11 protein-coding genes and 1 other RNA gene are annotated in these 15,365 nt (G+C 21.9%); 8 read left to right on the top strand and 4 right to left on the bottom strand.

The window, feature by feature from the left end:
* Nucleotides 1-7 precede the first annotated feature (7 nt).
* The 6 genes from mreC to lnt all read left to right on the top strand — a co-directional run bounded on the left by mreC (nt 8) and on the right by lnt (nt 6,613).
* Nucleotides 8-832 (top strand): rod shape-determining protein MreC, encoded by an 825-nt coding sequence (gene mreC / locus H0H33_RS00060; protein ID WP_185877899.1) that lies wholly within the window; start codon nt 8-10, stop codon nt 830-832.
* A gap of 3 nt (nt 833-835) precedes the next feature.
* Entirely contained in the window at nt 836-1,348 is a 513-nt protein-coding gene (gene mreD / locus H0H33_RS00055) for a rod shape-determining protein MreD (protein ID WP_185877898.1), read from the top strand.
* A complete protein-coding gene (gene mrdA, locus H0H33_RS00050) occupies nt 1,345-3,267 on the top strand; it encodes a penicillin-binding protein 2 (protein ID WP_185877897.1) in 1,923 nt (640 codons plus the stop codon). Before mreD ends, mrdA begins: the two co-directional genes overlap by 4 nt.
* Complete coding sequence (gene rodA / locus H0H33_RS00045; RefSeq protein WP_238785602.1) at nt 3,236-4,474, top strand: rod shape-determining protein RodA; 1,239 nt, start codon at nt 3,236-3,238, stop codon at nt 4,472-4,474. Before mrdA ends, rodA begins: the two co-directional genes overlap by 32 nt.
* A 65-nt stretch (nt 4,475-4,539) precedes the next feature.
* Nucleotides 4,540-4,946, top strand: a transfer-messenger RNA (tmRNA) gene (gene ssrA, locus H0H33_RS00040).
* Nucleotides 4,913-6,613 (top strand): apolipoprotein N-acyltransferase, encoded by a 1,701-nt coding sequence (gene lnt / locus H0H33_RS00035; protein ID WP_238785601.1) that lies wholly within the window; start codon nt 4,913-4,915, stop codon nt 6,611-6,613. Before ssrA ends, lnt begins: the two co-directional genes overlap by 34 nt.
* Here lnt and H0H33_RS00030 read toward each other — a convergent pair.
* Nucleotides 6,594-8,132 carry an NAD(P)H-hydrate dehydratase gene (locus tag H0H33_RS00030; protein WP_185877896.1) on the bottom strand — a complete coding sequence of 513 codons (1,539 nt, stop codon included), beginning with the start codon at nt 8,130-8,132 and terminating at the stop codon, nt 6,594-6,596. The genes lnt and H0H33_RS00030 overlap by 20 nt on opposite strands.
* Nucleotides 8,133-8,220: 88 nt before the next feature.
* Between H0H33_RS00030 and H0H33_RS00025 the strand changes: the two genes are divergently transcribed.
* Together H0H33_RS00025 and H0H33_RS00020 are read left to right on the top strand one after the other, a co-directional pair.
* Entirely contained in the window at nt 8,221-9,414 is a 1,194-nt protein-coding gene (locus tag H0H33_RS00025; RefSeq protein ID WP_185877895.1) for a dihydrolipoamide acetyltransferase family protein, read from the top strand.
* A gap of 1 nt (nt 9,415) precedes the next feature.
* Nucleotides 9,416-9,901: an inorganic diphosphatase gene (locus H0H33_RS00020; protein WP_185878133.1), complete on the top strand. Its 486-nt coding sequence runs from the start codon at nt 9,416-9,418 to the stop codon at nt 9,899-9,901.
* A 21-nt stretch (nt 9,902-9,922) separates the two neighbouring features.
* Here the strand turns inward: H0H33_RS00020 and aspS are convergent, their stop codons facing one another.
* The 3 genes from aspS to nusA are packed head-to-tail and all read right to left on the bottom strand — an operon-like array spanning nt 9,923 to nt 15,365.
* Nucleotides 9,923-11,602: an aspartate--tRNA ligase gene (aspS, locus tag H0H33_RS00015; protein WP_238785600.1), complete on the bottom strand. Its 1,680-nt coding sequence runs from the start codon at nt 11,600-11,602 to the stop codon at nt 9,923-9,925.
* Nucleotides 11,599-14,058 (bottom strand): translation initiation factor IF-2, encoded by a 2,460-nt coding sequence (gene infB / locus H0H33_RS00010; RefSeq protein WP_185877894.1) that lies wholly within the window; start codon nt 14,056-14,058, stop codon nt 11,599-11,601. The genes aspS and infB overlap by 4 nt, the downstream gene beginning before the upstream one ends.
* Before the next feature lie 56 nt (nt 14,059-14,114).
* A complete protein-coding gene (nusA, locus tag H0H33_RS00005) occupies nt 14,115-15,365 on the bottom strand; it encodes a transcription termination factor NusA (protein WP_185877893.1) in 1,251 nt (416 codons plus the stop codon).

Here is a 15,365-nt window from a genome sequence, read left to right as displayed (position 1 = left end):
ACAAAAAATGCGTGATTTTTTTTATTTCTTATTAAAATGGCGTTTTTTAATTTTATTTTTTTTATTAGAATTTGTATCTATTTTTTTTTCTTTTTCAAATTTAAATTCAAGTTCAAAATTAATTTATAATGGATCTAATTTTATAGTTGGGAGTATTTATAGAACTATTTATGGATTACAAAATTATTTTTCTTTAGCAAAAGAAAATGAAAATCTTTTAAATGAAAATAGTAGATTACATAATGAAAGTATATTTTCAAATATAATAAAAATATCTGATAATTTTAAAGAAAAAAATATAGAATACTTACAAGAATATACTTTTACTCCAGTAAAAATTATAGGAAATAGTATTAATAAACAAGAAAACTACATGATTATTAATAAAGGTAGTTTAGATGGTATTAAAATAGATATGGGGTTAATTTTACCTAATGGTATTGCCGGAATTATTATTAAAACGACCCCACATTTTAGTACAGCTATGTCACTTCTTAATTTAAAAATTAAAATTAATGCAAGAATAAAAAAAAATAAAAACTTTGGTACCATTTTATGGAATGGGGACAGTTATAAATATGTAATTTTATATGATATTCCTAAATATTGTAAAATAAATATAGGAGACATTATAGAAACAGATGGAAAATCCGGTACCTTTCCAGAAGGAATACCGATTGGTACTATAAAATCATATAAATTAGATAGTGAACATGCAAGTTTTATAATACAAGTAAAATTATTTACTGATTTTTCTACTATAGGTAATGCGTATGTTGTTAAAAATTTATTAAAAAAAGAATGGGTTGATATTAATAAAGTTGAAAATTAGTAAATGAATTTTATAAAAAATTTTGTTGTTTCAACATTTTATGTTTTTTCCATTTGTTTGATTCAAATATCAATTTTTAATCATCCTATATTTTTGGGAGTATATTCTTATGTATATATTATTTTTATATTAATTTATCCATATAAATGGAATAAATATATATTTTTATTTTTTTCTTTTTTAATTGGTTTTATTATAGATTGTTTTATGAATACAGGTGGAACACATGCTTTTTCTACTACTTTATCTGCTTATTTAAGAAATAATTTTTTAAAATTTTTTGATGGAAATAATTTTAATCAACAAAATTTTTCAATTTATAATTTATCATTTTTAAAAAAAATATTTTATATTTTTTCATTAGTTATCATACATGATATATCATTATTAATGATAGAATTATTAAATGGATCAGTTGTAATAAGTAAAATAATTTTTTTCAAAATATTATTTAGTAGTGTTTTTACAACAATTTTATGTATTATCTATTTTTTTCTTAGAAAAACAAAAAATTGAAAAAATTATTTAGTTTCTATTTATTATTAGGTACTATAGGTTTTATATTAATATCTAGATTATTTTATATACAAATTTATACTAATAAATATATATTAAACGCTTTAAATACTTCTATAAAAAAGGAAATTATTATTCCTGATAGAGGATTCATTTTTGATAGAAATCATAAACTATTAGTTTTTAATAAATCTATTTACGAATTAATAATTGTTCCAATCTTAATGGAAGAAAAAAACTTCAATATAAAAGAGTTTTGTGATACTGTAGGAATACAAAAAAGTAAATTTTTTGAAAATTTAGAGAAATCGAAATCTTATTCTAAATATTTACCTTCTGTATTTATTCCTTTTATTCCAAAAGAAAAATTTGCGTCTATACAAGAAAAATTATATAAGTTTAAAGGATTTGATTGGGTTAAACGAAGTGTTAGAGATTATAATGTAAAAAGTTCTACTAATATTTTAGGATATATAGGAGAAGTAACAGAAAATGATATAAAAAATGAATCAAAATACTATCAACTTGGAGATTTTATTGGATGGGCAGGAGTGGAAAAATCTTGTGAAAAATTTTTAAGAGGTAAAAAAGGTTTTAATTACTGGTTAAGAGATAGAAATGGTACTATTATAGATAGTTATAATAATAAAAAAAATAATATAAAAGCTGTAAGTGGAAATGATGTTACTTTAACTATTGATTGGGATTTACAAAAATATGCAGAAGATTTAATGGTTAATAAAAAAGGAGGTATTGTAGCAATCGATCCAAGAAATGGAGAAATATTATCTTTAGTTTCTAGTCCGATAAGTAATCCTAATTTATTAGTAGGTAAAAATCGTAATAAGGAATTTAAAAGATTGATGAATGATCCAAATCATCCTCTTTTTGACAGATCTATACAAGCTCGTTATTCTCCAGCATCTACATTTAAATTATTAATAGAATTAGCTGGATTACATATGGGGGTAATTAACGAAAAAACTAATTTTACATGTCATAATGGATTTAAATATGGTAAAAAAAGAATTAGATGTCGATCCGGATCAAGTCATCGATTTCCAATAAATGTAAAAAAAGCTATTGCAATTTCTTGTAATAATTTTTTTGCACAAGTTTATAAACGTATTGTAGAGAAATACCCAAAAAATTTAAGAAAAGGAGTTAACGAATGGAGTGAAATTGTAAAAAGTTTTGGATTTGATTATAATTTTCCATATGATTTAATATCATATAAGTATAAAAAGAAAAAATTAATTCCTTCTGGGGATTATTATGATAAAAAATATGGTAAAAATAAATGGAATGCTATTACTATTATATCAAATAGTATTGGACAGGGAGAAATTAATGTTACTCCAATCCAGTTAGCTAACTTAGCTAGTATTATAGCTAATAAAGGTCATTTTTATTCTCCACATCTTATAAAAAAGATAAACAATAAACAATTAATATTAAAAGAAAAAAAAATTAGGACTAAAATAAAAAATAAAAAATATTTTAATACTGTCATTAATGGAATGGAAAAAGTATTCATGATAGGTACTGGAAAGTCTTTTAAATGTCATAATATCAGGATGGCAGGAAAAACAGGGACTTCTCAAAATTTTATTCAAATTAATCGAAAAATGAGATCTTTACCAGATCATTCTATATTCATATTATTTGCACCTATAAAGAATCCTAAAATTTCTGTGTCTGTAATCATAGAAAATGGAGGGTTTGGATCTAATTTAGCTGGACCTATTGCTAGTCTTATTGCTGAAAAATATATTAACCGTAGTATTGATAATATTTATAGAAAAAATCTTGAGAAAAGAATAATGAAATCAAATTTAAAAAAAACATACGATTATATTTCTAGAATAAAAAAATTGAAAAATTATCATGAAGGAAAGATCAATAATAAAAAGAAATAAAACTTTTATTAATAGAATTGATTGGAAAATTATAATTATTTATATTTTTATAACTATTTTCGGTTATATAAATCTATATTCGGTATCTTATGATAAAGCTGAAAAACAATTAATTTGGATTATTTTTAGTTTTATATCAATATTTATAATTTTTATATTTAAACCAATTCATTATATAAATTTTTCTCCATTTTTTTTTATAATTACATTATCGCTTTTGATAGGTGTATTTTTTTTTGGAAAAGATATAAATGGATCAAAATCATGGTATGTAATAGGAACTATTAATTTTCAACCATCCGAATTATCAAAAATATCAACTTCTTTAATTATTGCTTATTTGTTAAATAAGAATAATATAAACGATAAAAAAATATTTTTTTTAATTTTAATTATATTGATTGTACCATCCATATTAATATTTATACAACCTGATCCTGGATCTTCAATAATTTTTTCTTCTTTTTTTTTAACTTTATATAGAGAAGGTTTGCCTATTTCTTTTATACTTTATTGTATATTTTCTATATTATTATTTTTATTTTCTTTAAGTATTCCATACTACATTATTATTCCATTTTTATTTATTATTTTTTTTGTTTTTTTTTTAATAAATAAAAGACAATATAGATATATTGTTTTATTTTTATTATTTTCTTTGTTTTCTATTTGTTCTCCATTTATTTTTCAAAAATTATTAAAACCACATCATAAAGACAGAGTGAATATTCTATTTCAAAATGAATTTGATAAAAAATATAGAGATAACATAGGATATAATTTATTATTTTCAAAAACTGCTATTGGATCTGGGAATTTATTTGGAAAAGGATTTAATAAAGGAACAATAACAAAAGGAAAATTTGTACCAGAACAGCATACTGATTATATTTTTTGTACAGTAGGAGAAGAATGGGGATTTATTGGAAGTACAATTTTAATAATTATTTATTTATTATTTATTGGAAGAATATATTTTTTATCTGAAAGGCAAAAAAATCATTTTGGTAGAATTTTGGGTTATTCAGTTGGAAATATTATTTTTGTTCATTTTTGTATTAATTTAGGAATGGTAATGGGTTTGTTTCCTACAATTGGAATTGTATTACCTTTTTTTAGTTATGGAGGATCTTCTTTTTTATCTTTTACTATACTAGTATTTTTACTTATAAGAATAGATGCTTTTAATCAATATAATTTTAGATAAATTTTATATATAAAGATTTTAATAATAGAAAAAAATTTAATATATTGCCAAATCAATTAAATTAAGGGGTTGTTATATGGAAATTGACATCATGATTTAATAAAAGTAAGCATATCGTGTAGTTGTAATAGTATGCACGTAAAAATTTATTACAAAAAACTAAATGGCGAAAAAAAATACGCTTTTGCTGCTTAACTTAATTTATAAGAAGCTATAATCATAATATTTGATAGCAAAATATCTTCACAAAGATCTATTCCTTATGATTTTTGTATTATGAAGATACTTAATAGAATAAGGAAATTAGGAAATTAATTATTCTAAAATTTTCTAATATTTATTATTTGAATAATAGATTTATATTTTGGAATCCAAAAACTGAATATAAATTGAAACTTTTTTTTGGATAAATATGTAGAAAGCTTTTATTTTACTTGTTTGGACGCGGGTTCGAATCCCGCCAACTCCATTTATAATAGAATTAAAATAAAAAAAACTCAATATTTTTTATATAGTGTATTTTCTGGATTTTTATTAAGTATAGGTTGGCCTACTGATGGTAATCCAATTTATCTATTTGTTGCATTTGTCCCTTTATTATATATAGAAGAATATTTTTCAAAAAAAAATTTTTTCTATATATTTTTTTTATCTTTTATTTCTTTTTTAATTTGGAATTCTATTTCCACATGGTGGTTATCTTATGCGAAAAGATCTGATGGGAGTTTTGCTTTAGAAGCATATATAATTCCTATTATGATAAATTCTACAATCATGTCTTTTATTTTTACTATTTATTCATTATTTAAAAAATATGTAAAAATACCAAAAATAGGATATATATTTTTAATATGTTTTTGGATCTTATTTGAAAAAATGCATTTAGAATGGGAATTATCTTGGCCATGGCTTAATTTAGGAAATGGATTTTCTAATCGAATAGAATGGATTCAATGGTATGAATACACAGGAACTTTAGGAGGTACTATATGGATATGGATTGTAAATATTGGTATTATAAATTCAATTATTGAATATAAAAAAAATAATAATTTAATTTTTCTATATAAAAATATATTAGTTAATATATTCATTGTATTATTAATGATTGCAATATCAAATATTGTTTATTTTAATTGTAAAAAAATAAAATATAATAAACCTATTGAAACATTAATATTACAACCTAATATTGATCCATATAATCAAAAATATAAATTATCAAATAAAGAAATAATTATTAAATTTAAAAAGTTAATGAATAAAGAATTATTAAAAAAATTTAAATTAATTGTAGCTCCTGAAACTTCATTTCATAGTAATGAAGATAAAATATTAACTAATAATTTAAAAGAAAATAAAATAATATCTAATTTTATTGATTATTTTAATATTAAATCACCAAATACAATATTTATTGTTGGATTAGAATTATTAACTATTTATAAACATAAATATAAAAGTAATACTTCTACCCCATTTTTTAATAAAAATCATAATAATTTATGGTGTGATGTATTTAATTCAGTTGTTCAAATCAAATCTAAAGAAAAAAATATTTTATATCATCATAAATATAAATTGGTTCCAGCAGTTGAATCTTTTCCATATAAAAAAATATTATATCCAATAATAGGAAATATATTACTTGATTTTGGAGGTAACATAATAGAGCTTGGTAGAAAAGAAAATTATTTTATTTTTAATAATCCTAATTCAAAAATAAATATAGCTCCTATAATTTGTTATGAATCTATTTTTGGAGAATATGTTTCTAAATTTTTTAAAAAAAATGCAAATATAATGGTAATCATTACTAATGATGGATGGTGGGGTAATTCTCAAGGATATAAACAGCATTTGTATTATTCTCGTCTGAGAGCTATTGAAAATAGAAAATATATAGCTAGATCTGCTAATACTGGTGTTTCTTGTTTTATTGATGATAAAGGAAATATAATTTCTAAAATTTCTTATGGAAAAGAAGGTATTTTAACACATAAAATATATTCTAATTCAAAAAAAACTTTCTATACGAAACATGGTGATTTTTTGTATCAAATATGTTTTTTGATAATTATTAATATTATATTGTATACATGTATGTATAAAATATTTTTTAAAAAGTTTTTTTTATAGATTTTGGTATATGGTTTATAATATCCGTAGCAATAATGGAATCTTCATTTAATGTTTTTGCAGCAAAATCGCCAGATAATCCATGTAAATAAACACTCATAATACATGAATTTTTTATAGAATATCCTTGAGATAAAAAACTTAAAATCATTCCGGTTAAAACATCTCCACTTCCGGCAGTAGCCATTCCAGGATTACCAGTACTATTGAAATAAAGTTCGTTATTAGGAGTCGAAACAATAGAATGTGCACCTTTTAATATAATATAAATATTATGTTTTTTAGACATTTTTCTTAAAATATCTAATTTATGAAAATCATTATTCCATGATCCAAATAATTTCCTAAATTCTTTAGGATGTGGGGTAATAATGGTGTTCTTCGGAAGAAGATTTAATAAATTTGAATCATTTGACAATATATTTATAGCATCAGCATCAATAACTATAGGAATAAAAGATTTTTCTTTATTATTAGATAAATCTATCAAAAATAATTTAAATGCATTAATAGTAAATTTGTTAACCCCCATCCCCATTCCTATTCCTATTGAATTAATATTATCCGGTATAAATATTTTACTAATATAATTATTATGTATATCAGTTTTTACAATTGCTTCTAATATATTATTTTGAACTATATTATATCCACAATTTGGAATAAATATACTTAATTTTCCAATTCCACATTTAAAACTAGCTTTTCCAGAAAGAATTATAGACCCTATCATTCCATATGAACCTCCTATAATAACTCCATGTCCATAATTTCCCTTATGAGAAAATTTTTTTCTTTTTTTTTTCATGTGAAAAATCATTTTTTTATTTATATAAAAATTTTTGGTATATATTTTTTCTATAAATTCATTTTTCCATCCAATATTTAATATAAACCATTCTTTTATACATTTTTCATAATCAGGTAAAAAAAATGGTAGTTTTGGAGTTTGAAAAGTTAATATATAATCAGATTTTATAATATTATCAATGTTTTCATTTTGTTTTTCAATAAACATTCCAGAAGGAATATCTATAGATAAAACAGATAAAAAATTTTTTTTATTTATAAAATTAAAAAATGACTTCCAATATTTATTTAAAGATCTATTTAATCCTACACCTAAAATTGCATCAATAAGATAACTTTTTTCATTAAAAAAAGGATATTTATCATTTTCATATATATCCATATATTTTATATTATACTCTAATATTTTTTTTTTATTCATCAAAAACTCGTAAGAAGAATGTTTTGAAATATTAATTATATATATATTTATATTTATTCCAAGTAAATAAAATTTTATAGCTAAAGAAAGTCCATCACCTCCATTATTACCATTTCCTGATAAAATTATAAACGGAAAATTTAATTTTTTAAAAAAATTCTTATTTTCAATGATCCAATCGATACATTTTTTAGATGCTCTATCCATTAGATCTAAAGAAGAAATTGGTTCAAAATCAATACAGTATTGATCAGCTTGTTTAATTTGATTTAAAGAAAGAATTTTCATTTTTTAAAATGAATTTATTATTTTTGAGCTTACATAAATATAAAGTTTCATTTTTATAATATAACAAAAAATAAATAATAAATTTAAAATGGGCGATTATAATCTTACCGTTCCATCTATGGGTGAAAGTATAAATGAAGTAACTATTTCCCGTTGGTTGAAAAAAGAAGGAGATTTTATCAAAAAAGAAGAAGTATTATTAGAAATAACTACTGATAAAATTAATTCTGAAATAATTTCTCCTATAAATGGATTTTTAAAAAAAAAAATATATAATCAAAATAATATTGTTAAAGTAGGAAGTGTTATAGCCATTTTATCTACAAATAAATTTTATAAAAAATTTTTATCATATAAAAAAAATAAAAAAACATTTTATTCCCCTATTGTTCGTAAAATCGCTAAAGAAGAAAAGATTAATTTGTATGAATTAGAAACAATAAATGGTACTGGAATAAAAGGTAGAATTACTAAAGATGATATATTAACTTATATTAAAAATAAATCAAAATCATTATACTATAAGCCAGAATTAGATAAAAATAATATAATTATCACAAAAAAGTCTCTTCTTAACGAAAACGTTATAAAAATGGATAAAATACGTGAAATAACGTCAAAACATATGATAAATAGTAAAAAAATATCTGCTCATGTTACTTCTTTTGTCGAAGCGGATGTAACAAATATTGTTAAATGGAGAGAAAAAACAAAAAAATATTTTCAAAAAAATACAGGAGAAAAATTAACAATAATGTCTATTTTTGTAAAATGTATAGTAAAAGCTATTAAAGATTATCCTATGATAAATATATCTGTAAATGGAACAGATATAATAATAAAAAAAAATATTCATATTGGTATTGCTACTGCATTGTCTAATGGTAATTTAATTGTACCTGTAATAAAAAATGCAGATTTTTATAATTTATTAGAACTAGTAAAAATTATAAATGATTTGATAAAAAGAGCTAGATCAAATAAATTAAAACCTGATGAAACTCAGGGAGGAACTTATACAATAAGTAATATTGGAAGTTTTGGGAATCTTTTTGGAACTCCAATAATAAATCAACCACAAGTAGCTATTATGGCTATAGGATTGATTCATAAAAAATTATCTATTATGGAAGATCCTAATGGAGATTTTATAGAAATTAGATATAAAATCTATTTATCTCATTCTTATGATCATAGAGTAATAGATGGAGTTTTAGGAGGTGGATTTGTCAAAAAAGTTGCTTTATATTTAGAAAAATTTAATCAAAATACAAAAATATAAAATAATGATAATATTTGATGTTTTAATTGAAATACCTAGAGGTAGTAGAAATAAATATGAATTTGATAAAAAATATAATCAAATACGATTAGATAGAGTATTATATTCTCCTATGAATTATCCTACAGACTATGGTTTTATTCCAAATACATTATCTACAGATAATGATCCTATAGATGTATTAGTTTTTTTAACTGAATGTACTTTTCCGGGGTGTTTAATAAGAGTGAAACCTATTGGTGTTTTTTCAATGATAGATAATAAAGAAAAAGATGAAAAAATAATATGTGTTCCAATTTCCGATCCAAATTACAATATAATTAATGATATTGATGACATTCCTTTACATAAAAAAAAAGAAATAGAACATTTTTTCTTAGTATATAAGGATTTAGAAAATAAAAAAACTGAAATAATTGGGTGGAGAAATAAACAATCTGCAATTATATTGTATAATGAATCTTGTTTACGATATAAAAAAAATTAAACATTTATAGTAAAATATTTTTTATAACGGTGAATTTGTCATTATATCTTTCCCTGAACTATTTTTAGGAAATGCAATAAAATTTTTTATATTATCATCTTGTTTTAATAGAGAAATTAATCTATCTAAACCAAATGCAATTCCCCCATGTGGGGGGGCTCCATATTCTAGAGCTTTCATAAAAAAACCAAATTTACATTGGATTTCCTTATCTGAAAGACCTAAATGATTAAAAATTAATTTTTGTATATTTTTCTTATAAATCCGTATGGATCCACTGGCAACTTCGATACCATTAATAACTAAATCATAAGATTTAGAACGAACATATTGAGGATTACTTTTTAATAAATGTACATCATCTTCTATTGGAGATGTAAAAGGATGATGCGTAGATTTATAATGATTATTATCTATTTTAAATATTGGTAGTTCTGTGATCCATATTGGTTGATAAATATAAATATTTTTATTTGACAAATAATTAATTATTTTGTCACGTATTTTTTTTAAAAAATATCTAGCTTCATTTTTTTTTCCATAAGATATAAAGATAATATCTCCTGGATTAGTATTAAAAAATTTAGATATTATACATATTTCTTTTAAATTTAATATTTTTTTATTGTGTAGTAAGAATTTTTTTTTTGATACGTGTTGAATACAAATAATATTTTTAATTTTATTTTTTTTTAAATTTATAATACAATGAATATCATTTATATTTTTTACTTTTATTCCAATTACTAATTCATGTATATTTAATACATTAATATTTTTTGTTTTTAATAAAATATTTAATTCAGTAAATTTCATTCCGAAACGTATATCTGGACAATCAGTACCATAATATTTAATAGATTTATAGTAAGATATACATGGAAACGATTCTGTTATTTTAACATTACTAAATTTAAATATATTTTTTATAAATTTTTCAAAAAATTTAATTACATCAACAACATCTACAAATAACATTTCACAATCAATTTGTGTAAATTCAATTTGTCTATCATATCTGGCATCCTCATCTCTAAAACATTTTGTTATTTGAAAATACTTATCAATACCACCTATCATAAGTAATTGTTTAAATATTTGAGGTGATTGAGCTAATGCATAAAATTTATTAGGATAATTCCTAGATGGAACCAAAAAACTTCTAGCTCCTTCAGGCGTATTTTTAACTAATATAGGAGTTTCTATTTCTATAAAACATTTAGAAGATAAAAATTTTCTTATTTCTAATATAATTTCATGACGAAATATTAAATTTTTTTTTATAATAGATCTTCTTAGATCAAGATATCTATAAGTCATTCTATCTTTTTCTGTTCCATCTGTTTTATCCTCAATAAGAAAAGGTATTGGAAGTGAATTATTTAGTATTTCTATCTTTGATACTAATATTTCTATGAATCCTGTAGATAATGTATAATTTTTTGACAATCTCTCTACAACTGTTCCATAAATTTTTATTAAAAATTCTTTTCCTATATTATTTTTTATTAGTAATTTATTAATTACTAATTGTGTAATTCCAAAATAATCTCTAATATCTATAAATATTATATTTCCTAAATTTCTAATCTTTTGAACCCATCCAGATAGTATTACTTTTTCATTTATATTTTTTTTAGATAATTCACCACAATTATGTGTTCTATACATAATTTTATTATTTAATTTTTGTCTTCTCATGAAGAAAATTCTTCATAAGATTCTATAAGATCTCCAGATCTTAAATCATTATAATTTTTTAATCCTAACCCACATTCGTATCCTTTTTGAACTTCTTTTACATCTTCTTTAAATCGTTTTAAAGATAAAAATTCTCCATTATGGATTACTATACCTTCTCGTATTAATCTTACTTTTGATTTTCTTAATAATTTACCTTCTATTACCATGCATCCAGCTATTGTACCAATTTTATAAAGTTTAAATATTTCTCTTATTTCGGCATTTCCTAAAATTTTTTCTCTTATTTTTGGAGATAACATACCATCCATTGCTTCTTTAATATCATTAATAACATTATATATAATTGAATAAATTCTTATTTCTATATTATCTTTTTTTGCTATATTTTTAGCGCTATTATTAGGTCTTACATTAAAACCTATTACAATAGCATCTGATGCACTTGCTAATAATATATCTGATTCTGTAATTTGTCCTACTCCCTTATAAATAATATTAATTATAATATTACTTGTTGATAATTTTTGTAATGTATCAGCAATGGCTTCTACTGATCCATCAACATCACCCTTTATAATAATTTTTAATTCCTTAAAATCTCCTATGGAAATTCTTCTACCTATTTCATCCAAAGTAAGATGTTTTTGAGCACGTATATTTTGTTCTCTTTGTAATTGTTCTCTTTTTGAAGCTAATTGTTTAGCTTCTCTTTCATTATGAAAAACTTTAAATTTGTCACCCGCAGTAGGAGCTCCATTTAATCCTACTATAGTAACAGGTTTAGATGGACCAGCAAATGGAATAGATTTACCTCTTTCGTCTAGTAAGTTTTTAACTTTTCCATGATTAATTCCTGCTAAAACATAATCTCCTAACTTTATAGTTCCTCCTTGAACAAGGACAGTAGTTATATAACCTTTACCTTTATCTAAAGATGCCTCTATAACTGTACCTATAGCTGCTTTATTAGGATTTGATTTTAAATTTAGTAAATTTGAAACTGAAATAACTTTTTCTAATAATTTTTTAATTCCTTTTCCAGTTTTTGCTGATATCTCTTGATTTGGATATTTCCCCCCCCATTCTTCTACTAATAAATTTAATTTTGATAATTGTTCTTTTATTCTATTGGTATTTGCATTTGGTTTATCTATTTTGTTAAAAACAAAAATAATTGGGACGTTAGCGGCTCTTGCGTGACTTATGGCTTCTTTAGTTTGAGGCATAATTTGATCATCCGATGCTATTACTATGATAGCAATATCAGTGATTTGAGCTCCTCTAGCTCTCATTGCTGTAAAGGCTTCGTGTCCTGGAGTATCCAAAAATGTAATACCCTGATTATTACTAGATTCTACGCTATACGCAGCTATATGTTGAGTAATACCTCCTGATTCCCCAGCAATAACATTGGTATTTCTTATATAATCTAATAAAGATGTTTTTCCATGATCAACATGTCCCATTACTGTTATTATAGGTGGTCTAGGTTTTAAATCTTTTTCTAAATCTTTATCATCCTGAATAGAATCTTCTAGATCTAATCCTAAAAATTCTACATTATATCCAAATTCATCTGATACTAAAGTTATTAATTCTGCATCTAATCTTTGATTCATTGTTACCATAATGCCCAAAGACATACATGACATAATTACATCAGTTGGATTAATATTCATCATTGATGATAATTCATTTACTGTCGTAAACTCTGATAATTTTAATAATTTTTCCTTTTTTGTTTCTATTTTATTTTCTATTAATTTTTTATCTTTTTTATTTTGACGTTTTTCTTTTTTTATTTTAGAAAATTTTGATTTTGTTCCTTTATAGGATAACTTTTCTAAAGTTTCTTTAATTTGTTTTTCTATTTGTTCGTTTGTAATCTTATTTTTTCTATTGTTTCTTTGTTTTGTTGATTTTTTTTCTGAAACTTTTTTGAAAGTATTATTTTTTCTATTTTTATTAAATGGTATTTCCTTTTTTATTCTTTTTCGTTTTTTTTTAAAATTCAATTTTATTTTTTTTTTTTCAAATTTAGAAAGATCTATTTTATCCCCTGTTAGTATAACACCATCTAATTTTTTATATACAGTATCTATATGTTCTGGTAATTTTTTTTCAATTTTTTTTTCTTTCAATTTTTCATTTATTTTTTCAATTTTATTTATTTTACTTACTAAATTATTATTAGTTATATTAATTGATCTTAATAATTCTTTTTTAATTTTTTCATTTTCTTTTTTCTTTTTCAAAAATATTCTTTCAGAAGCATCCCTAATTTTTTTATAATTATGAAATTTTCTAACAATAAATTTATATACTTTTTCTTCTATTTTTGTATTAGGATTATTTTCTATTTTAATCCCATTTTTTTTCAAAAAATTAATTACTCTTTGTAATGATATATTAAACTTAGTTAGTACTGTTTTTAGTCTGATTTTATCAACCATATATTTTAATAAAATAAGAACAAAAATAAAAATTTAACAACAAACAATATTTAATTTTAAACATTGTTTAGTTCTCCTTCAAATTCTTTTTTTAATATAGAAACTATTTTTTCTATAATTTTTTTTTCGATATTTGTTCTTTCGATTAAATGTTTTTTTTCGTAGTTTAATACAGATTTTGCTGTATTTAAACCTATTTTATAAAATTTTTCTAATATTTTTTCTTCAATCTCATCGGAAAATTCCGATAGTTCTACATCATCTTCATAATGATTATCTTTAAATATATTGATTTTATAACCTGTTAATTGTGTAGCTAACTTTATATTTTGTCCATTTTTTCCAATAGCTTTAGATATTTCTTCTAACTTTACATAAACATTAACACATTTTTTTTCTTCATTAATTTCCATTATAGATATTTTTGCAGGACTTAAAGAACGAGTAATATATAATTGTATATTTGAAGTATAGTTAATAATATCTATATTTTCATTTTTTAATTCTCTAACAATTGGATGAATTCTAGATCCTTTCATTCCAACACAAGCACCTACTGGATCAATTCTATCATCATGAGACTCTACAGAAATTTTTGCTTTTTCTCCTGGAATACGATTAACTTTTTTAATTGTAATTATTCCATCTGAAATTTCTGGTATTTCTAATTTTAATAATTCTTCTAAAAAATTTTCATTTTTTCTAGTAAGAATAGCGATGGGTTTATTATCTTTCCAATCTACTTTTTTTACTAATGCTTTTATTATATCTCCTTTCTTAAAAAAATCATTAGGAATTTGTTCTTTTTTAGGTAAAATCATTTCATTTTGTTCTTCATCTCTTACAAGAATATGTTTAGATAAAATATGATATACTTCAACATTTATTATTTCTCCTATTTTATTTTTGAACTTTTTATAAATATTTGTATTATCATATTCATTAATTTTTGATAATAAATTTTGTTTTAACGATAAAATAGATCTTCTACCCAAAGACTGTAACTCAACTTTTTCTGTCACTTCTTCTCCTATTTCAAAATCAGATTCAATATTCTTTGCTACAGATAATTCTATTTCTTTGTTCCTATCTTTTAGTAATCCATCTTTTACTACTATTCTATTTCGCCAAATTTCTAAATCCCCTTGATCTGGATTTACTATAATATCATAATTTTCAGAAGAATCATATTTTTTTTTTAATACACATCTTATTGATTCTTCTAAAATTGCCATTAAATTGACTCTATCTATATTTTTTTCATATTTAAAATCCAAAAAAGAATCTATTAAAGCTTCATTATTCAT

This window comes from Blattabacterium cuenoti (assembly GCF_014252415.1).
GTDB lineage: Bacteria > Bacteroidota > Bacteroidia > Flavobacteriales > Blattabacteriaceae > Blattabacterium > Blattabacterium cuenoti_Y.
Note: the sequence above shows the minus strand (reverse complement) of the source record. Positions and strands in the feature narration are given on the sequence as shown.